The organism is Streptomyces sp. TRM68367 (genome assembly GCF_014495685.1).
Classification (GTDB): Bacteria; Actinomycetota; Actinomycetes; order Streptomycetales; family Streptomycetaceae; genus Streptomyces.
The window spans coordinates 1-19,048 of record NZ_JACTVI010000134.1 but is presented as its reverse complement, the minus strand read 5'-3'; the positions used below and the strand labels follow the sequence as shown (position 1 = coordinate 19,048).

The following is a 19,048-nucleotide window of genomic DNA, read 5'->3' as shown; positions in this document are numbered from 1 at the left end:
GTGCCAAGTCGCATGCCCGGTTCGGGAAGCGGCTCCGGGGAAACGGGCCGGTCGGAAGACCGGAACCGCGCCCCGGGCCGACTTCACCGATCGCCAAGCCGGCCCTGTTCTCCCGAAGCTACGGCGAAGTGACAAGTAGCTCTCTGTAATCAGAGTGACGCTCGGTCAGGGAGAGCGAGGCGGGGTCCGGGGATTTCGCCGACCTGGAGGGCGGCGAAGTCGGCGTGGGCCTGTTCGACGGCTTCGGGGTACGCCTCGCGCTTGGCGTGCTCGGCGAGCGCCCGGTAAATGCTGGCGACGGAGGGGTTCTGCCCCCTTGCGCTTGCCGGTGGGGATGATCAGGTCGGGCTGGATCTGCTCGACGGACTCGCCGCCCGCGCGGCGCCGGAGCACGGTGTGGAGCATGTCGTCGGTGATGACCGGGGGCCGGCCGCCGTGCTTGCCCTTGCGGGCTGCCGTGTCGAGCCCCTCCAGCGTGGACTCACGGATGTTCTCCCGCTCGGTCTCCGCCATAGCCGCGAAGAACGCGAACAGCAGCTTGCCCGGACCGGTGGGATCGTAGATGCCGGGCAGGGGCCCGGCGAGCATCTCCAGGACCAGGCCGTGGGCGGTGAGGTGGTCGGCGAGGGCGGTGAGTTCGGCGGCGTCCCGGCCGAGGCGCTTCATCTCGTACACGGTGAAGATCACCCGGCAGTGCGGGGCGTGCGCCTTGACCTCCCGCGCCGTACGGAGGGCCTCCTCGAACCGGAGTCGGACCCGGACCCGGGTGCTGATCTTCTCGCTGAAGATCTTGTCTCGCGCGCGGCCGTGGAACGCGTCGTCCTGTGCGACCCGTTGGTTGCCCCGTTGGCTATGCCAGGGGGCCGAGGTCTCCTTCAAGGACGGTCTGGATGATCTGGGGCCGGTCCCAGAGGGCCAGGATTTCGTTGGCGATGTCCACAATGGGCAGGGGGTCTTGGTTGCCGTGTACCACGATGGCGGCGGCCGACAGGCTGCGTGGGACGGCTCCGGCGTCGAGGAGGACGCGCCACTCTTCCGGGCCAAGCTCCAGGAACTCCAGCCCGGTGAGCTTGATGATCTCCAGGGGGTCGGCCAGCGTGCCGGGGTAGGCGGTAAGGGTGCGTAGGCGGGTCAGCCCGGTGACGGGGGCAAGGCTGAATGGCGCACCGTCCCACACGCCGATGGACAGGACTTCCAAGCCGGGGTGCGCGGCGGCCTGGATGCTCTTCAGGCTTGCGATGTTGACCCTGGCCACGACTGGTGGCTGCTGCTCGTGCGGACTGCTGGGCTCTGCGCCGGGCCGGCCCAGCACCAGGTCGGTGAGGGAGTCGGCAACGAGCGCGGCGCCGGCGTTCTCCTCGTGGGAGAGCATGATGACCTGTCCCATGTGCCCGCGGGGGCCGGGTGTCAGATCGACGGCCAGGCGGTCTCCGCCGCCATTGTCGCCGAAGGCGATCCAGCCAGGTGAGCCGACGAGGCCCTGCACCATGGCGTGGGGCGGGGTGACAACCGCCTCCATCGCCGCGAACTCCCAGCGACAGTGGCGGGACGACGCGTCGGCGACGTACAGGCCGTCAAGATCGAAAAGCTCGCAGCCGACCGCTGCGCATTCGCGCTCCGCCGCTTCGTAATCGTCGCCCAAGTCCTCCCACCGTGCCCGTGTCACACGGTAGAGCACCTTGAGCTCGTCGGGCAGCGTGACGCCGAGGCGCGCTTCGGCGGCGGCGATCTCCTCCTCCGTCGCGCCGATGGCGTGCGGCAGCCGCTCGCGCAGCGTCCGCTCCAGCAACTCCAGGTCCGCCGAAGGGGCCGGAACTGCCCCGGGCACCGGATCAGGGAGACGACGCCAGGGCTCGGGAACGGAGCCGTCGACCAGGATGAGCGCCCCCGGGTGCGGGGTGCCGATGCCGGGTTCCACGGCCGGGCTGGGCCCGAGCAGGCGGAGCGCGGTCTTCCCGGTCGGTCGGATCTCCGCCGTGAACGAGATGTCGTCGACTCCAGCGTCCGCGAGCGCGCCCTGCACCCGCTCCACCGCGTCGAACTCCTCCTGCATGTCCTCCACCTGCGCGGCTCGGCCCGGCGGCGGCATCCGTCGCTTCAGGGCCAGACTCCAGCCATGCCGGCCGATACGTCCCGCCACACGGACAGACCGGGCAGCAGGCCTCTGCGGGTGGTCGGACAGCAGGAGCCGCAGCACGGGCTCCCAGGTCGCGAAGTCGAGTATCGATGCCACGGGGGGCCTCTGATCAACCATGCGCAGACCGTACGTGGAACCACTGACATCCGAAGCCTCCGAGCCCACGCTGTCAGGGCCCAACAACGCCACTCAGCGTGGCCAACCAAACGCTCACAGGCCAGCTGGAACGCTCAGTCACAGTCGGGGAAGTCTGCTGAGGGTCCGTCATGGGCCCGGATTTTCGTACAATGCAAGTATCGGAAGGGTCCGTCCCACTTTTGAGTGAGAACGGGTTCTGCGAACGAATCCGGGTTCGGCGGGGGCCTGGTGGCCGTTTGTTGATCTTGTTCGCGCAAAGGAACGTTTATGAGAGTTCGGGCCTCGTCGCTTCGGCCGGCGAGCTTCGGCGACTGAGGTGCTTGGTGTTCACCGAGGTGGTGTTGCCACGCCGATTTCATAGGCGGCGATGACAAGTTGGACCCGGTCGCGGGCTTCGAGTTTGGTGAGTAGCCGCGCTACGTGTGCCTTTGCCGTGGCCACGCTGATGTAGAGGTGGGCGGCGATCTCGCTGTTGGACATGCCGCGTCCGACGAGGGTCAGTACCTCACGTTCCCGCTCGGTGATGTTCCCGACTGGTCGTGGATGCGGGGCTGGTTCGGGGCGGGCGGCGAACTCTGCGATCAGGCGGCGCGTGACGCTCGGGGCGATCAGGGCGTCTCCGGCGGCGACCACGCGGATCGCCCCGAGGATGTCGTCCAGTGCCATGTCCTTGACGAGGAATCCGCTCGCACCCGCTCGGAGAGCGCCGTAGATGTACTCGTCATCGTCGAACGTAGTGAGGATAAGGACGCGCGTCGCTCCAGCGGCTGCCGTGATCAGCCCGGTGGCCTCGATGCCGTCCATGCCTGGCATGCGGATGTCCATCACTGCCACGTCGGGCTCGGTATCCCGGACCAACTGGACCGCTTCGGCGCCGGTTCCGGCCTCTCCCACGACGTCGATGTCGGGGGCGTCGGCCATCAGGACGCGCAGGCCGTTGCGGACCAGTGGCTGGTCGTCGGCAAGCACGACGCGGACCGTCATGAGATGTGCACTCCTTCGGAGAGGGGGAGCCGGGCTGCCATGCGAAAGCCGCCCTCGGGGCGAGGCCCGGCGGTGAACTGGCCGCGTAGCAGGGTGACGCGTTCCCGCATTCCGGTGATGCCGTATCCGGTGCTGGAGGTGGGGCCGCCGCGGCCGTCGTCGGCGACCTCGATGGTCAGTTCGCCGTCTTGGTATCCGATGGTGACGCGGCAGTCGGGGGTGTCCGCGTGGCGTACGACGTTGGTGAGGGCCTCCTGGACGATCCGGAAGGCGGCCAGGTCGATATCGGGGGGCAGGGGCCGTCGTTCTCCGAGCCATCGCACGTCGGCATGGACGCCCGCGTCCTTCGTCGACGCGGTCAACCGGTCGAGGTCGGCCAGCCCCGGGGCAGGCTCGCGCGGCGCGGCCTCCGCCCCAGGGCCCGGTTCGGTGCGGCGCAGTGCTCCCAGGGTGCGCCGCAGCCCGGCGAGGGTTTCCCTGCTGGTGTCTTCGATGGTGGCCAGCGCGTTGCGGGCTTCGTCCGGCTGTGTGTCGATGACCCGGCGGCCCACGCCTGCCTGAATGGCGATGACGCCGATGCTGTGCGCGATCATGTCGTGCAGCTCACGGGCGATCCGGAGCCGTTCGGCAGCGACGGCCTGGGCGGCGCTCTGTGAGCGCAGTGCCGCAGCGTGCTCTCGGCGTTCGCGAACCGAATGGCCGGTCATCCAGGCGGCACCAAGCGCGAGGACGAGGACCACGACCGTGCGGGCGAAGCCGTCCGTTCCGGTCCCGAGGCGTGCGGCGAAGGCGACCTGTATGCCGAGCGTCATGACGGCAGCGGTGACCGCGATGCGGCGAGGCCGGGTGGCCACGATGTATCCGATGGCGAGGTCGTTTGCCAGAACCAGCAGATACACGACCTGCCAGAACGGAGTCGTCGTCGCCGTGACGTACGTACCCAGGAGCATCAGTGCCAGGGCCGGCAGTGGGCGGCGGCGCAGCAGTCCGAGAGGCAGGACCGTGACCGCGGCTGCCGAGACAAAGGGCAAACCGGGGGAGTCGAAAGGCCTGCCGCGTGCCGCGAAAAACAGCGCGAACGGGTAGGCGATCGCCCCGCACCAGGCCAGAGCCGCCCGCGCGGCCGGCCGCAGGTGCCAGGACAGCAGGGAACGCGGCTTGGCGGACATGAGGCGATCGTAATCGCCTGACCAGCGGCGGAACATTGGCCCGTGGGCGTACGCCCACGGTATACAAGCCCTTCCGCCAGTGCAGCCGACGGGCCGATGCCGTACGGCCACCCTCCCCGGCACCGTTGGCCGGGTGATCGAAGTCAACGAACTGACCAAGCGATACGGCAAGACCACTGCCGTCAACGGCCTGACCTTCACCGTGCGCCCTGGGCACGTCACCGGATTCCTCGGACCCAACGGCGCCGGAAAGAGCACCACACTGCGGATGCTCCTCGGCCTGACCGAACCCAGCAGCGGCACCGCCACCATCGACGGTCACTTGTTCCGGGACCACCCGCGCGGCCTGCGTCACGCCGGTGCCCTGCTCGACGCCCATGACGTCCACGGCGGACGCAGCGCAGCGGCCTACCTGTCCGCCCTGGCCCGCAGCAACGGCATCCCGCGGCGCCGGGTGGACGAGGTCCTTGAGGAGGTAGGACTGGCTCCCGCGGCCCGGCGCCGCATCGGCGGGTTCTCCCTGGGCATGAAGCAGCGGCTCGGCATCGCCACGGCCCTGCTCGGCGACCCCCCGGTGCTGCTGTTCGACGAGCCGGTCAACGGCCTGGACCCGGAGGGCGTGCGGTGGGTACGCGGCCTGTTCAGGCGACTGGCCGCCGAGGGACGCACCGTGTTCGTCTCCAGCCACCTGATGAGCGAGATGCAGAACACCGCCGAGCACCTGATCGTCATCGGCCGGGGCGAGTTGATCGCCGACGAGAGCGTGACGGAGTTCGCGGCCCGCGGCACCCGCCAGAGCGTGACCGTGCGGACACCCGACACCACCGCGCTGGCAGCTGTGCTCGAAGCCGAGGGCGCTTCGGTACAGCCGGACGACTCGGTCGCCGACGCAGAGGAGTGGCTCACCGTGACCGGCCTGAGCGCGGCCCGCATCGGGGAACTCGCCTCCCACCACCGCATCGTGCTCCTTGAGCTGGCCACCCGCGCCTCCTCACTGGAAGAGGCATTTATGGAACTCACCGCCGACAGCGTCGAATACCTCGCAGGAGAATCCCGATGACCTCGACCACCACACAGCAGACGGCCGTCTCGACCGCCGTGCGCGTCGCCGAGCCCGGCGCCCCTTTCCGGGACCTCCTCGCCGCCGAGTGGATCAAGCTCTGGTCGCTGCGGTCTATTTCCTGGGCGTTCGGGGCCGGCGCGCTGCTCATCATCGCCATCAACATCAGCGCGGCCGTCGCGGACTACAACAACTGGCCGACCTACAACGAAGGGATCCGAGCCCTCTTCGTTCCGATCTGGGCCATGCGGGACGCCTTCACCATCGGCGCCTGCATGGTCCTGGTACTCGCCACCGGCAGCATCGGCGCCCTCACGATCGTCGGCGAGTACAGCACCGGACAGATCCGCACGACCTTCGCGGCAGTGCCGGCCCGCCGATCGGTCGTAGCGGCCAAGATGGCCGTCGTAACGGCAGTCATGCTCGTCTACGGCACGGTCGGCGCGGGAACCTCGTTCGGCGTGACACAGGCCATCCTGTCCGGTCGGGGCATCGGCCTGTCCCTCGGCTACCCCGGCGCGCTCCGCGCTGTCGCTGCATCCGCGCTGCTCGCTCCGGTGTGCGCGCTCGTCGGGATGGGCCTTGGCACCCTCATCCGGCACACCGCAACCACCCTCGTGACGTTCACCGGCATCCTTCTGCTGCTGCCGTTCCTCCTCAACGACCGCCACCGCTGGTCGTCCGCCATCCTTCACGCGCTGCCCCGCAGTGCGTGGGAACGACTGGTGCAGATGGGCGACCCTTTCGGATCGGCCCCCTACCCGGCGACCATCAGCGGGTCGTGGATCGTGTACGCGGCTTGGCCCCTCGCCGCAGCAGGCGTCGCTGTGGCCGCCGTCCGCCGACACGATCTGTGAGTCCGCAGGGCCTGGCTGCCAAAGATGTACACCGGGCCGTTGCAGCAGGCTCTTGGTCCGTACTCGCCGGGTGCCAGGCGGGAGTGTGACGGCTCCGCCCCGCGCTCAGGCTTCCGGCCTGGTCGTGCCACGCGGTGCCGGTTGAGGGTTCTCCTGCCACGACCAGGAGGCTAGGTAATGACGACGCATTCCGACCTGCAGAAACGACCGAAAGGCAGCTCGCGCGGCCGGACGCCATCGTGATGCGCTACCAGGCGTGGAGGGGATTATTGCTGGCGCCATAGCCGTGGTGGGCACCTTGCTGGGCTCTGTCATAGCGCACCACTACCAGGAGAAGTCCGCCCGCCGAGCCGAGGCCCGCGCCCACTCTCACCAGCAACAACAGCGCCTGTTCGACAGCTGTGCTGCCTTCATTGCCCTCGCCGAAGACTATCGCCGCGCGCAGTACGACCGATGGTCACGCTGGGATGCCGATCCGATGGGTGAAGAAGCTGCGGCTGCACGGGCCGAGTCCTACCGGCTCTACGTGGAGACACGCAGCAGTGCCTCTCGCCTCAAGCTCATAAGCAGCCAGGGAGACGTTCAACAGCTTGCTGATCAGGCCAACACAGTGCTGGAGCTCACCAGCGCGATCGTCCGGACTGACGACAAAGCAGAGATGCTTCAGCGTGGCAGCGCAGCTCAAGCAGCGTGCGACGCATTCGTCGCCAGGGCCAACGCCGTGCTACACGGATCAGCACCTCCTGAAGTGTCCAGATAAGGGTTCACGTGGGTCCAGAACAGCGGGGACACGGCCCGTCGGTCGCCGTCGGTGAGCCGCTTCTGCCACTTCTCCTCGCTCAGGATGTCCTGAAGCAGCAGGGTGTTGACGTGCAGCAACGCGGACTGGAGCGCTCATCCACTACCGCCTTGCGCCACTCCTCGCGCACCACCCCGCCCAGCGGGATCTTTCTCCGCCTCGTCGAAGAACGCGCCTCGTATGGCCCTGGGCGGCCGATACCTGGCCACCGGCGACGCCCGACTCCGCGCCGGCCCCGGCGGACCGGCTGCGCGACCGAGTTCGTTCGTCGAGGAGTTCAAAACGCGACACGCGGGGCCGCGCCCTCATCGGCGCGGCCCCGCGTGGTCAGCGGCCCCGTTCCTGACCGCGCCCGCTCCTCACAGTCCTCCGGTGTACTCGAAGATGTACAGCCCGTGGTCGCGGTCGGATGCGGCGACGTACTCCCTGCCGCCGGACTCGAAGACCTGGGCGCCCCAGAAGTTGTTGCCGCCTTCGTCGATGTAGTGGCCCACCTCGACGATCTCGTCGTCGACGATCTTCGCGACGCGCAGTCCGGCCGCGTAGTACGAGAAGTAGAGCAGCTCGGCCCGCTTCTCGGAGACGGCCACCTCGTGGATGGACAGGTCGCCGGAGCCCGTCGCGTGTGCCGGGTCGTGCGCCTCGGGAACGGCGTAGGTGTCCAGCTCGGTGAGCTTGCCGCTCTCGTTGCGGTACAGGTGCGCGTAGCCCCAGCCGTCGAAATACGACGAGAAGGCCAGCCGGTCGCCCTTGGTGCCGAGCGGCACCGGCAGTTGCGCGGGGCCCGTTCCGGCCTGGCAGGCCGCGTCGTCGTAGGGCTGGCCGAAGATGGCGAAGCCCTGGCCGCGCGGTGCGACGCCGAAGGTCGGGATGTCGCCCTCGACGCTCATGCCGAGGGTCTGGTCGCAGGCGTCCGTTCCGGTGCGGTTGAAGACGAGTACGGCGTCGTAGCCGCCGGCCGCGATGACGTTCGCGACCTTCTCGCTGAAGGTGCACACTCCGCGCTCGACGACGGCGACGTCCACGGCGTTCGGATCTCCGGCAGGGACCGCCGGGTCGCCGATGCAGGCCTGGCCCACGAAGACGGAGTCGCCGGTGATGGTCTGGCCCTCTTCCAGCCGCGTGGTGTTGCTGCCCTGGCTGGCCGTGATGTCGGTGCCGTCGGTGAGGTTGCGGGCGGTGAGCGCGTACGGCCCGAAGTCCTCGTCGGCGCCGATGACGTACTTGTTGTCGACGGTGAACTCGGCCTGGTGGGCGTTGCCTTCGGGCGCCACCTGGAAGCCGCTCTCCAGTGCCTCGGGGTCGAGTGCGGCAAAGTCGGTGTCGCCGAGGTAGGCGACCTTCCTCGGGTCGGTCACGTCCAAGGTGACGTAGCCGCCGTCCCAGTAGGAGGCGAGCATGATCTGCCGACCGTCGATCTCCTTGACGACCATGTCGTGCAGGAAGATCTCGGTGAGGTTGGCCGGGGCGTCCTGGACGATCTGCGGGAACGCCTCGTCGAGGTCGTACTCCGCGATGACCTTGGCCTTCTTCGGGTTGGTGATGTCGACGATGTCGACGTCAGGGCCCTCTTCGTTGTCGACGATGACCGCGTACGCCTTGTCGCCCGCGTCCCAGGCGAAGACGCTGTGGATGTCGTTGGCGTCCTTCTTGCCCTGGCCCGTGACCGTGTGGTCGCCGACGCCCTCGGCGAGCGGGGTCGGACGGGTCGGGTCGCTGACGTCGTAGATGTTCATGCCGCCGAAGCCGGCGGTCTCCTTGCACTTCTCGTTGTTGCTGACCAGCACGTCCCCGTTGAAGTACGGGGTGTCGATGTGCAGGGTCTGGATGCCCTCGCCCGGTGCGCTGCCCTCCTTTGCCCGGATGAAGGCGACCTCCTTGGGCACGGCGGGCTTTCGGATGTCCACCACGTGCACGCCGTTGTACTTGCAGGTCGCGCCGCCCCAGGCGGCGAGGTAGGCGTACCCGTTGAAGACACCGACGTCGGCGATCTTCTCGGGCTCGACGTTCTTCAGTCCGAGTTTGCTGACGAGCCGGACGTTCTCACTTCCGGCGGGGAGATGGCCCTCGTCACCACCGTGCTGGTGGCTGTGGTGATCGTGTGTGGCCCCGGCGTTGTCGATACCGCCGTCGTCGGCGGAGACACCGTCATGTGCTCGGGCGACACCGGCGAAGCCGCCGGCGACGAGGCCCACCGCGGCGAGACAACTCGCGGCGCGTACGCGGACTCTCGCTCTGCCCATGGCTCTTCCCATGGCTCTCCTTGGTGTGAGAGTGAAGAAGGCGCGGGGGGGCGGCGAAGGGAACGTACTCTGTGTGCGGCCTGTGAGGAAAGGGTTGCGGAGCCGCGTTAACGTGATCGCAAAGGCCCAGGTCTCTGACTTGGGGCTTAGTCATGGAGCGGGTGACGAGAATCGAACTCGCGCTCTCAGCTTGGGAAGCGAGGGCGCTTGCGGGGCCCCCGATTGCCGTCCTGCATGGATTCCCGGCGTCGGTGTCGGCGGGAGGGCCTGTTCGCACCGCTGTTGACCGTGTTGCCCGCTCTCACGGGCACGCTGTGGGCACGGCTTCGAAGCGCGGTGGGCGGAAGCGATTGTGAGCGGGCTCTGTGCTTGGCCGACTGGTTCGGACGTCCAAGTCGGGCGTGCTTGTGAGTGCACAACCCTGCCGGTGTCGCAATCGCCGATCAGACACCACAGCGCCTTCCTGGCCCATGCCGGACAGGATCTCGACGCCAGGCTGACCGGCAGTGCCAAGGCGACGCGAGCAAGGTCGATGTGAATCGCCTGCTGCACACGGCACCCCGTCGCACGTTTGACGCTCATCCCCTTCGACGTCGCGAACCGTCCGACCGCAAGTTCCTATCAAGCCGTAGGGAAATCCCCACAGTTCACGGCAGTCGACCTGTGAGCGTGAACTCTCAAGTAACGTCTCCGGGCACTCCGCTCCAACGGCCTCCCCACCCCCCATTTCGACGGAGACCACCCCATGTCCGCTGTGACGAACGCATCCGGGTCCGGTTCGCCGGACGCCCGATGCAGCTCGGCCGGCTGTTCAGCAACCGGTCGTACCATCCCCCCTCCTCCCACCGTCCTGATGGACGGCGAGGCACTCGCGGACTTCCTCGCCGTGGCTGCCGCTGAGTACCAACTCATCACCCCTGAGGCCCCGTTGCCCTGCTTCGCGCTCTTGCTCGGCAGCGCGGAGGCGACGACGTACCACGTGCGGCGTGTCGCCTTCGGCCGTAATGCCCGCACCAGTGATCCGGCGGCTCTACGGGAGTTCCGCGAGACGATCGTGCCGAAGTTCGGGCCGGCCTACGAAAACGAGCACCGCGGCTGGTGGATGGACTCCCACGACCTCCTCCGGGCATCCCGAGAGGCCGAGGCCCTGGGGATGGACCTGCTCGGCTCCATCCACATGCACCCGGACTGGCACCGCCTGGGCCCGCCGTCGGAACGGGGCCAGACGCTCAGCGAGCGCCCGACTCCCATGGACCGTCATCTCTTCGGCCGGACCGGCTGGCCCCTCAACATCATCTGCTACCTGGAGCGCCGGGACGGCGAGTTCTACCACGCCCTGGGCGCCTGGGCCCCGCCTCCCCAGCATCCCGCCGAAGGTTCCCAGGGCGCCGAGTGCCCCGAGGTCGACCTGCGTATCCGTACGAGTTCACTGATGAAGGCGTGAGAACAATGCAGCAGCCCGAAGGAACGAACGCACCCGCCCAGGACGGCACCGAGGACGGCACCCGTGACGACGCCCGGACGATCCGCGCCCTGTGGGCCGAGATGGCCCGCGGCTGGGCGGCGGGTGACGCCGCGCTCTTCGCCGCGAGCTTCGCGGAGGACTGCGACTTCACGACCGTACGCGGCGACAAGCCACCCGGCCGGACCGGCATCGCGGCCGGGCACGACGCCCTCTTCCACGGGCCGTACGCGGGAACCGTCCTCGACACACGCGTCGTGGCCGTCCGATTCCTCCGCCCCGACCTCGCCACGGTGGAGGCCGAATCGACCATCACCGCCCCGGATGGGCAGCCGCTGACCACCACGCACGCGTTGGCCGTCGTGGAACGGACAGCGGAGGGCCACTGGTTGATCAGCGCCTTCCACAACATGATCCCCGCGCCCCGCCCGGCGCAGCAGGACCCCGACTCGAAGGATTCCACCGTGGACGAACCCACCGCCGCGCGGCCGAGGCTCCGCCACCTGGCCATTGTGGCCCGCGACCCGGAGAAGCTGGCCGAGTTCTACTCCTCGGTCTTCGCGATGGAACTATTCCACCGCGATCCGGACGGCAGTTGCTTCCTCTCCGACGGCTATCTCTCCCTTGCCCTGATCAAGCATCAGCTCGACGGTGAGACCCCGGTCGGCTTCAACCACTTCGGGTTCCACATCGAGGACACGGCCGCCACCACCGAGGCCCTGGTGGCGGCCGGCACTCCGAAACCGGCCGAACGCTTCACCAACCGCCCCTTCGCCGAGTACCGGGCCATGGATCCGGAGGGCAACTGGTTCGACCTCTCGGAACACGGCTTCGGCGGCCCGCGCCCGCCGTCCGACTCCACCGGGGCCTGAACTCCGACCAGACGCTCCGCAGGGCCGCGCGACAACGCGACAGCTGTAGCAGCGGACCGAGGCGGACGCGCTACGCGTGCCACCGGTGATCGCCCCGACCCTGGTGAACGATCAGCGATCCAATCCGGTGTCTCCCGGTTCCCTCGGCCGACAACGAAACGGCCGCCCGCGCGGTCGACACCGCACTCGCACCCTGGCCGCCGGACGCGTGACGACGGCAACCATGCCAGGCGGCCCGCCGCTGCCACGGCCCCGGCCGGCAGCGGCGGAGCCGGGCTGGGGCGAGGGCGTCGTGTTCCCGGGCATCGGACACCGGCCAGGTTTCCCCGCCGGCGTCCCGCGCAGCTGGAGCACCTCACCGTCTGGCCCGGATGGGCGTGATCACCGTTCGCGCCCGGACGCACCTCCCTGTGCAGCGGCTGTGCAGCCGCCCCTATCGTTCCCGGACCATGCCGCACTCCCACGCCCAGGCGGCGATCTCGACCCGGTTGCGGGCGTCGATCTTCTGCTGGATGTTGGCCAGGTGCGTCTTGACGGTGGACAGCGACACCACCAGCTGGTCGCAGATCTCCTGGTTGGTCCGGCCCACCGCGACGAGCCGGGCCACGTCCAGTTCCCGTTCGGTCAGCGGGCAGTCGGCATCCGGCTCGGGCCGCGTGGAGGACAGTTCCTTCAGCAATCGGACGGTGACGGCGGGGGAGACCAGCGCGTCGCCGCGGGCGGCGGCCCGCACCGCCTCGATCAGCAGGCTGGGCGGGGCGTCCTTGAGCAGGAAGCCGCAGGCCCCGTTGCGCAGCGCGGTGTGCACGTAGTCGTCCTGGTCGAACGTGGTGATCACGACGACCCTCATCGGGGTGTGGACTCCGGGGCCCGCCAGCGCCCGGGTGACGTCCAGGCCGTCCAGTTTCGGCATCCGGATGTCGACCAGGCACACGTCCGGCCGCAGTCGGCGGGCGAGTTCCACGCAGGCGGCGCCGTCGGCGGCCTCACCGACCACCTCGATGCCGGGCTGGGCGCCGAGGATCAGCCGGAAGCCCATGCGGACGAGCTCCTGGTCGTCCGCGATCAGGACCCGGATCGCCGCATCGTTCACGCCGGTGATCCTGCCACAGCGGCCAGCACCGGGAATGCGGCGGTCACCCGCCAGCCGCCGTCGTCGGTGGGGGCGGCGGTCAGCGTGCCCTCCACCGCTTCGACGCGTTCACGCAGGCCGACCAGCCCGAAGCCGCCGCGTCCGCCGACGGGGACGGGGTGACGCGCGGCCGGCGCCGTGTTGTGCACCTCGACCCGCAGCCGGTGCCCGTCCACGTCGACCCGTACCGCGACCACGGCGCCGGACGCGTGCCGGCGCACGTTGGTCAATGCCTCCTGCACCACGCGGTGCACGGAGGTTTCCACCTCGGGGGCGAGCCGTACCTCGCGGGCCGCCGCGGCGACGTGCAGCTGGGCGTCCGCTTCCTCTCCGGAGAATGCGGAGACCAGGCGGGCGAGTTCTGCCCACACCTCGCCGGGCCGCACGCCTGCGTGGTCGTCCTCGCGCAGGACCCGCACCAGACGGCGCATCGAGTCCAGTGCCTCCGATCCGGACCGGGTGATGTTCTCCAGCAGCGGCCCGACCTGTTCCGGTGCGGTATGCCGGAGGGTCAGTGCGGCATTGGCCTGGACGATGATGCCGGTGACGTGGTGGGCGACGAAGTCGTGCAGGTCGTGGGCGAGTTCCAGGCGCTGGCGCTGGCGCACGGCGGCGATGTCGCGGGCCCGATGCTCCTCCAGCAGCCGCGCGCGCAGACCCCAGGCGAGAGCCGTCCCGGCGGCGAGCGTCATCAGCAGGGACCCGGTGACGGCGGTCTGGCTGTCGTACTGGATGTCCCTCGGCAGCCAGCGCAGCGGGATCACGATGACCGCCACGGTCAGTGCGGCCGACACGGCCGCCGCAGTCCTCGGGTTCGGCACCGCCCACACCGCACGGGACAACAGCACCAGCAGCGCGACGCTCTCCAGCAGCCCCCAGGTACCGGCACCGTCCGGGCCCGCGAACGCGCCGATCCCGACCGTGAGGACCAGCGAGCCGCCGGCGACGAGCGCGGCACGTACCTCCACGCTCGGCCGACGGCCGGGCGCCAGCAGCGCCGCGCAGGCCAGAAGGCCGGACACGATCGGCAGCCAGCTCGTCCAGCGGGGGTCCGTCGCCCGGCCGGCGGCCAGGTCCACCAACCACACCAGGCCGAGGAAGATCCAGCCGGCGGCCAACAGCGCCCGGCGGAGCAGAGGAGTCTCGGAGTACACGCCGGGCAGCATACGGAAGCGGCGATTCCCTGCGGACTCGGCCGAATGGCCGATGGACGGCCACCACAACCGGCCGTCCGGCCGAGCCGGCCGGAAACCGTGCGCCCCGATCGTGGACGGCATGCACCTGATGATCACCGTCCTCTCCGGGGAGACCGCCCGATGAACACCCCCTCTGCCGTCCTGACCGGCACCGGCCTGTTCAAGTCCTACGGCATGACCCGCGCCCTGGTCGGCGTCGACATCGACGTGACGGCCGGTGAGTCACTGGCCGTCACGGGCCCATCCGGCTCCGGCAAATCCACCCTGCTGCACTGCCTGGCCGGGATCGAACGGCCCGACTCCGGTGAAGTCCTGCTGGACGGCACGCGGATCGACCAGCTCCGCGAACCGGCCCGCAGCGAGCTGCGCCGCACCGCGTTCGGCTTCGTCTTCCAGTCCGGCCAGCTGCTGCCGGAACTGCCCGCCGACGAGAACGTGGCCCTGCCGCTGATGCTCAGCGGCACGGTGCGCCGGGAGGCCGTCGAGCAGGCCCGGCAGTGGTTCGGGCCGCTGGGCCTGCAGGGCCTGGAGGACCGGCGCCCGGGGCAGCTGTCCGGGGGCCAGGCGCAGCGGGTGGCCATCGCCCGGGCCCTGGTCGGCCGCCCGAAGGTGATCTTCGCGGACGAGCCGACCGGCGCGCTGGACCAGGCCACCGGCCTGGAGGTGATCCGCCTGCTGGTGGAGGTCAGCCGCAGCCAGGGCGCCGCATTGGTCGTCGTCACCCACGACGCGAACGTGGCCCGCTGGTGCGACCGCACGGTGCAGGTCCGCGACGGCCTGCTGACCGGAGCCCAGACCGAGACGGAGACCGGCGCCGAGGTGAAGGCGGGGTACCGGCGATGAGGGCACTGGACCGCACCACCTGGGCGCTGACCTGGCGGCTCGCCCGGGCCGGCGGCCGCACCGGCCTGCTCGCCACTGGGCTCGCGGTCGCGGCGGCGGCCGTGTCCACCACACTGCTGCTGCTGTGCGTCGCGATGAACCTGGGCTTCCAGCACCGCGCGGACCGCACCGACTGGCGCAACCCGGTGGAGTCCTCCCGTCCGGTGGCCGTCGAGGCGGTCGGGACGACGTTCACCCGGGGAGTGCCCGTCACCGTCGTGGACGTCGCCCGGCTGCCCGGACGCACCGCTCCCGCCCCGCCCGGCCTCGACCGCTTCCCCGCCCCGGGCGAACTGTGGGTCTCCCCGGCGCTCGGCGCCCTGCTCGACCGGCTGCCCGCCGACCGCCACCCGGTCCCCGGCACACCCACCGGAACGCTGGGCCGCGCGGCGCTGGCGCACCCCGGCGAACTCGTCGCGGTCGTCGGACACCGCTCCACCGACCCGGCGGTCACCGCCCCCCGCGCGCCCGATCCGCGCCGCGTCGGCGACATCGCCTCCCCCACCCGCGTCGCATCCTTCACCGGCGCGCAGCTCGCGGACGGCACGGGCAGGATGTACGAGTTCCTGGCCCGGCTCGCCACCGTCCTCGTCATCGTTCCGCTGCTGGTGCTGGGGGCCTCCGCCGCCCGGCTGTCGGTCTCCCGCCGAGACCAGCGGCTCGCCGCACTACGCCTGATCGGCGCCACGCCGGGCCGTATCGCCGGGCTGACGGCCGCCGAGGCGCTGCTGACCGGGACGGCCGGGGCGCTGCTCGGTGCCGTGGGGTACGCGGTGCTGCTTCCGGTGGCAGCGAGTCTGCCGCTCGCGGGCGGCGGCTGGTACACAGCCGACCTGTGGATCGGCGCACCGCCACTGCTGGCGGTGACGGCCGGGGTGGTCGCGCTGGTCGTGGTCAGCGCGCTCGCCGGGCTCCGTCAGGTCGTCGTCGGCCCGCTGGGCGTGGCACGCCGGTCGCGCAGCCGGGGAGCGAGCGCCGTGCGGGCTGTGGTCTTCGTGGCCGTCGTCGCCGGATACGGCTGGATCACCAAGAAGTACGGCAGCGACGACTCCATGGCGCTGTACGCGTTCGCCGCGGTCTTCCTGGCGCTGGCCGTGATCGGGCCCTGGGTGGTCCGGCTGCTCGGCAGGACCGTCACTGCCCTGGCCAAGCGGCCGGCTACGCTGCTGGCCGGGCGCCGGCTGCTCGACGATCCGAAGGCCGCCTGGCGGATCGTCTCCGGGCTCACCCTGGCCGGTTTCGTAGCCGGGTTCTTCGCCCTGCTCACCCTGGACGCCGCTCCCCCGTGGGGAGGACGGCCCGACCAGCTCGCCATCGCCGCCCCGGACAACAAGGTGGCGCAGGTACGGACGCTGGCCGAACAACGCCTGCGCGCCGCCGGGGTGACCGCGGTGATCGGCGTGGACGACGGCTTCGTGGCCGAGGCCCCCTACGACAGCCGCCAGGTCACCGCCACCGTGTCCGGCGGCCCGGCCGAGCTGGACCGCGCCCGTACCGCGCTGACCGGCCTGACACCCGATCAGTACCCGGTCACCGGCACCGATGTGAACTGGTCCGAGGCACGGTTCACCCGGGACTTCACCACCATCACCCGGGTGGTGCTCGTGGTGACGTTCACGGTCGCCATCACCTCGGCCGGGATCACCGCGGCCGCCGCCGTCCTGGACCGCCGCCGCACCTACGGCCTGCTGTACCTGGCCGGGACCCCGTTGCGGGTCCTGGACGCCGCCCGGAACCGCGAGACGCTGATCCCGGTCACGGTGCTGGCGGGCGGGGCTGTCGCGACGGGGCTGCTGTGCGGGGGATCGCTGACGCTGGCCGGCGGCGACTCGTCGTTCGACGCAGGCGGCCTGATCGTTCTCGCGGTGTGCTGCGCCGCCGGGTTCGCCGGAATCCTGACGGCCGCCGGGCTGAGCCGTCCTCTGCTGCGGACGGTAACCCGGCAGGCGGGGGCACGGGGAGAGTGAGCGCTGCGGGGCTGAGCCCGACGGCCGGGCCCAGCCCCTGCGGCACACGGAGCCGGCGGACGGCCGCGTCAGGCATCCGGGCTTGGCGCGCCTACCTCGACTTTCTCGACGCATCTGAGCGACTACCCCAACCGGCAGCTCAGGCGCGACTTTGGCCTGACTCGCTACCGGGATTCATTCGCAGTTCATCGGCCTTCAGGCCGGTGGTGAAGCGAATCTGATGGTGGCGACGCGGAGCGTCGCCGTATCCGGTCCGGCGGAGCCGGGCATCGCGNCATCGGCCTTCAGGCCGGTGGTGAAGCGAATCTGATGGTGGCGACGCGGAGCGTCGCCGTATCCGGTCCGGCGGAGCCGGGCATCGCGTGTCCACCACCAGCGGCGCGGAGCGCCGTGACGGCTTGGTCCCGGCGGAGCCGGGCAGGGCTCACAGTGGCCGGTTCTGCTGCTCGATGTACTGCTTGACGACGGAGAGCGGGGCACCGCCGACGGTGCCGGCGAAGTAGGAGCCGGACCATAGTTTGTTGGCCCGCCAGTAGTGACGGACCAGGTCGGGGAACTCCTGGCGCAGGCGTCGGGAGGAGACGCCCTTGAGGGAGTTCACCAGCTTGGTGACGGCGACTTTGGGCGGAAAGTTCACCAGGAGGTGGACGTGGTTGGTCTCGCCGTTGAACTCCACCAGCGTGCACTCGAAGTCCGCACACACCGATCGCATGATCTCCTCCATGCGCACCAGATGTGCATCGCTGAACACCTTGTGCCGGAACTTGGTCACGAAAACCAAGTGAACATGCATCACGAAAGCACAGTGCCTGCCAGTTCTGATCTTCTCCATCTCGGCCATAACCCAATTATGTATCGTGGCCGTCATGCAGCTCCGGTACAGCTTTCGCCTGTACCCGGATGCCGGTCAGCGGATCGCGCTGGCGAAGGCGTTCGGGTGCGCCCGCGTGGTGTTCAATGACTGCGTGCGCGCCCGGGAGGACGCCCGGACGGCGGGCAGGCCGTTCCCGAAGGCCGGTGAGCTGTCGAAAAAGCTGATCACCCAGGCGAAGCAGACGGCGGAACGGGCCTGGCTGGGCGAGGTCTCCGCGGTTGTCCTGCAGCAGTCCCTGCGCGACGCCGAGACCGCCTATAAGAACTTCTTCGCCTCCCTGAAGGGCACCCGCAAAGGCCCCAAGGCCGGCTCCCCGCGCTTCAAGTCCCGCAAGGATGCCCGGCAGTCGATCCGGTTCACCGCCAACGCCCGCTGGAAGATCACCGACGGCGGGCGGTTGGAGCTGCCGAAGGTCGGTGCGGTGAAGGTGAAGTGGTCGCGTGCCCTGCCCGCCATCCCGACCTCGGTCACCGTGGTCAAGGACGCCGCGGGCAGGTTTTTCGCGTCCTTCGTCGTCGACACCGACCCCGCCGCCGATGCGGGCCGGATGCCCGAGTCGGACCGGAGCATCGGCATCGACCTCGGACTGACCCACTTCGCCGTGCTGTCCACCGGCGAGAAGATCGATTCCCCGAGGTTCCTGCGCCGCGCGGAGAAGAAGCTGAAGAAGGCCCAGAAGAACCTGTCCCGCAAACAGAAAGGATCGAGGAACCGCGAGAAGGCCCGGCTGAGGGTCGCCCGCGCCCACGCCAAGGTCACCGACGCCCGCAAGGAGTTCCACCACCAGCTCTCCACCCGGCTGATCTCCGAGAACCAAGGGATCGCCGTGGAGAGCCTGTCGGTGACGGGACTGGCGCGCACGAAGCTGGCCAAGTCCGTTCACGACGCGGGCTGGTCACAGTTCGTGAACATGCTGGAGTACAAAGCCGCGCGGTACGGGCGCACCCTGATCAGGATCGGCCGGTTCGAGCCGACCAGCCAGACCTGCTCCACCTGCGGAGCCGTGGACGGGCCCAAACCCCTCGACGTCCGGGAGTGGACCTGTACCGCCTGCGGCACCGTCCACGACCGCGACCACAACGCCGCGATCAATGTCAGAACGGCCGCCGGACTGGCGGCAACGGCCTGCGGAGCGCCGGTAAGACCAGAACCCGTTCTGGCACAGCGCGAAGAAACAGGAAGTCACGGATTCCCGACCGAAGCCCGTGCCGCGTAGCGGCACCGCAACGATCGAGAAGGCCAGAATCCTCGGGCTTCAGCCCGAGGTACAAGTCAA

Annotated in this window: 17 protein-coding genes; 8 read left to right on the top strand and 9 right to left on the bottom strand. The window is 69.8% G+C overall.

Annotated features, from left to right (window positions below):
- Positions 1 to 165: 165 nt before the first annotated feature.
- The 4 genes from H8R17_RS41120 to H8R17_RS41105 form a co-directional block, all read right to left on the bottom strand.
- Positions 166 to 879 carry a recombinase family protein gene (locus H8R17_RS41120; protein WP_262505909.1) on the bottom strand — a complete coding sequence of 238 codons (714 nt, stop codon included), beginning with the start codon at positions 877 to 879 and terminating at the stop codon, positions 166 to 168.
- Positions 851 to 2,254 carry an SMI1/KNR4 family protein gene (locus tag H8R17_RS41115; protein ID WP_187828306.1) on the bottom strand — a complete coding sequence of 468 codons (1,404 nt, stop codon included), beginning with the start codon at positions 2,252 to 2,254 and terminating at the stop codon, positions 851 to 853. The genes H8R17_RS41120 and H8R17_RS41115 overlap by 29 nt, the downstream gene beginning before the upstream one ends.
- A gap of 348 nt (positions 2,255 to 2,602) precedes the next feature.
- Entirely contained in the window at positions 2,603 to 3,259 is a 657-nt protein-coding gene (locus H8R17_RS41110) for a response regulator transcription factor (protein WP_187828305.1), read from the bottom strand.
- On the bottom strand, positions 3,256 to 4,428 hold the full coding sequence (locus tag H8R17_RS41105; protein ID WP_187828304.1) for a sensor histidine kinase: 1,173 nt from the start codon (positions 4,426 to 4,428) through the stop codon (positions 3,256 to 3,258). Before H8R17_RS41105 ends, H8R17_RS41110 begins: the two co-directional genes overlap by 4 nt.
- Before the next feature lie 133 nt (positions 4,429 to 4,561).
- Here H8R17_RS41105 and H8R17_RS41100 point away from each other — a divergent pair, with 133 nt between their 5' ends.
- From H8R17_RS41100 to H8R17_RS41090, 3 genes are all read left to right on the top strand, one after another.
- A complete protein-coding gene (locus H8R17_RS41100) occupies positions 4,562 to 5,488 on the top strand; it encodes an ATP-binding cassette domain-containing protein (RefSeq protein WP_187828303.1) in 927 nt (308 codons plus the stop codon).
- Positions 5,485 to 6,345, top strand: coding sequence for an ABC transporter permease subunit (locus H8R17_RS41095; protein ID WP_187828302.1), 861 nt, complete (start codon positions 5,485 to 5,487; stop codon positions 6,343 to 6,345). Before H8R17_RS41100 ends, H8R17_RS41095 begins: the two co-directional genes overlap by 4 nt.
- A 256-nt stretch (positions 6,346 to 6,601) precedes the next feature.
- Positions 6,602 to 7,105, top strand: a complete 504-nt coding sequence (locus tag H8R17_RS41090) for a hypothetical protein (RefSeq protein WP_187828307.1) — start codon at positions 6,602 to 6,604, stop codon at positions 7,103 to 7,105.
- Here the strand turns inward: H8R17_RS41090 and H8R17_RS49615 are convergent.
- Both H8R17_RS49615 and H8R17_RS41080 read right to left on the bottom strand, forming a co-directional pair.
- Positions 7,027 to 7,224 carry a Tn3 family transposase gene (locus H8R17_RS49615; RefSeq protein WP_187828301.1) on the bottom strand — a complete coding sequence of 66 codons (198 nt, stop codon included), beginning with the start codon at positions 7,222 to 7,224 and terminating at the stop codon, positions 7,027 to 7,029. The genes H8R17_RS41090 and H8R17_RS49615 overlap by 79 nt on opposite strands.
- 279 nt (positions 7,225 to 7,503) lie before the next feature.
- Positions 7,504 to 9,387, bottom strand: a complete 1,884-nt coding sequence (locus H8R17_RS41080; RefSeq protein WP_187828300.1) for a PA domain-containing protein — start codon at positions 9,385 to 9,387, stop codon at positions 7,504 to 7,506.
- A gap of 853 nt (positions 9,388 to 10,240) precedes the next feature.
- On the opposite strand from H8R17_RS41080, the gene H8R17_RS41075 reads away from it, so the two are divergent.
- Together H8R17_RS41075 and H8R17_RS41070 are read left to right on the top strand one after the other, a co-directional pair.
- Entirely contained in the window at positions 10,241 to 10,831 is a 591-nt protein-coding gene (locus H8R17_RS41075; RefSeq protein ID WP_262505908.1) for a hypothetical protein, read from the top strand.
- A gap of 5 nt (positions 10,832 to 10,836) precedes the next feature.
- On the top strand, positions 10,837 to 11,721 hold the full coding sequence (locus tag H8R17_RS41070) for an SgcJ/EcaC family oxidoreductase (RefSeq protein ID WP_187828298.1): 885 nt from the start codon (positions 10,837 to 10,839) through the stop codon (positions 11,719 to 11,721).
- Positions 11,722 to 12,154: 433 nt separating this feature from the next.
- Here the strand turns inward: H8R17_RS41070 and H8R17_RS41065 are convergent, their stop codons facing one another.
- Together H8R17_RS41065 and H8R17_RS41060 are read right to left on the bottom strand one after the other, a co-directional pair.
- The gene (locus H8R17_RS41065) at positions 12,155 to 12,814 is read right to left on the bottom strand and encodes a response regulator (RefSeq protein ID WP_187828297.1); all 660 of its coding nucleotides are present in this window, start codon (positions 12,812 to 12,814) and stop codon (positions 12,155 to 12,157) included.
- Complete coding sequence (locus tag H8R17_RS41060) at positions 12,811 to 14,007, bottom strand: histidine kinase (RefSeq protein WP_187828296.1); 1,197 nt, start codon at positions 14,005 to 14,007, stop codon at positions 12,811 to 12,813. The genes H8R17_RS41065 and H8R17_RS41060 overlap by 4 nt, the downstream gene beginning before the upstream one ends.
- 162 nt (positions 14,008 to 14,169) lie before the next feature.
- On the opposite strand from H8R17_RS41060, the gene H8R17_RS41055 reads away from it, so the two are divergent.
- Positions 14,170 to 14,892 carry an ABC transporter ATP-binding protein gene (locus H8R17_RS41055; RefSeq protein ID WP_187828295.1) on the top strand — a complete coding sequence of 241 codons (723 nt, stop codon included), beginning with the start codon at positions 14,170 to 14,172 and terminating at the stop codon, positions 14,890 to 14,892.
- Entirely contained in the window at positions 14,889 to 16,898 is a 2,010-nt protein-coding gene (locus tag H8R17_RS41050; RefSeq protein WP_187828294.1) for an FtsX-like permease family protein, read from the top strand. Before H8R17_RS41055 ends, H8R17_RS41050 begins: the two co-directional genes overlap by 4 nt.
- Before the next feature lie 424 nt (positions 16,899 to 17,322).
- Here H8R17_RS41050 and tnpA read toward each other — a convergent pair whose 3' ends face one another.
- Complete coding sequence (tnpA, locus tag H8R17_RS41045) at positions 17,323 to 17,739, bottom strand: IS200/IS605 family transposase (protein WP_187828293.1); 417 nt, start codon at positions 17,737 to 17,739, stop codon at positions 17,323 to 17,325.
- A 25-nt stretch (positions 17,740 to 17,764) separates the two neighbouring features.
- Between tnpA and H8R17_RS41040 the strand changes: the two genes are divergently transcribed.
- The gene (locus tag H8R17_RS41040) at positions 17,765 to 18,988 is read left to right on the top strand and encodes an RNA-guided endonuclease TnpB family protein (protein WP_187828292.1); all 1,224 of its coding nucleotides are present in this window, start codon (positions 17,765 to 17,767) and stop codon (positions 18,986 to 18,988) included.
- Positions 18,989 to 19,048 lie beyond the last annotated feature (60 nt).

Bases quoted from the DNA above. Each gene is read 5' to 3' on its own strand.
- H8R17_RS41115 (WP_187828306.1), bottom strand. From the start codon at position 2,254: ATGGTTGATCAGAGGCCCCCCGTGGCATCGATACTCGACTTCGCGACC.
- H8R17_RS41110 (WP_187828305.1), bottom strand. From the start codon at position 3,259: ATGACGGTCCGCGTCGTGCTTGCCGACGACCAGCCACTGGTCCGCAAC.
- H8R17_RS41105 (WP_187828304.1), bottom strand. From the start codon at position 4,428: ATGTCCGCCAAGCCGCGTTCCCTGCTGTCCTGGCACCTGCGGCCGGCC.
- H8R17_RS41095 (WP_187828302.1), top strand. From the start codon at position 5,485: ATGACCTCGACCACCACACAGCAGACGGCCGTCTCGACCGCCGTGCGC.
- H8R17_RS41080 (WP_187828300.1), bottom strand. From the start codon at position 9,387: ATGGGCAGAGCGAGAGTCCGCGTACGCGCCGCGAGTTGTCTCGCCGCG.
- H8R17_RS41075 (WP_262505908.1), top strand. From the start codon at position 10,241: ATGGACGGCGAGGCACTCGCGGACTTCCTCGCCGTGGCTGCCGCTGAG.
- H8R17_RS41070 (WP_187828298.1), top strand. From the start codon at position 10,837: ATGCAGCAGCCCGAAGGAACGAACGCACCCGCCCAGGACGGCACCGAG.
- H8R17_RS41055 (WP_187828295.1), top strand. From the start codon at position 14,170: ATGAACACCCCCTCTGCCGTCCTGACCGGCACCGGCCTGTTCAAGTCC.
- H8R17_RS41050 (WP_187828294.1), top strand. From the start codon at position 14,889: ATGAGGGCACTGGACCGCACCACCTGGGCGCTGACCTGGCGGCTCGCC.
- tnpA (WP_187828293.1), bottom strand. From the start codon at position 17,739: ATGGCCGAGATGGAGAAGATCAGAACTGGCAGGCACTGTGCTTTCGTG.
- H8R17_RS41040 (WP_187828292.1), top strand. From the start codon at position 17,765: ATGCAGCTCCGGTACAGCTTTCGCCTGTACCCGGATGCCGGTCAGCGG.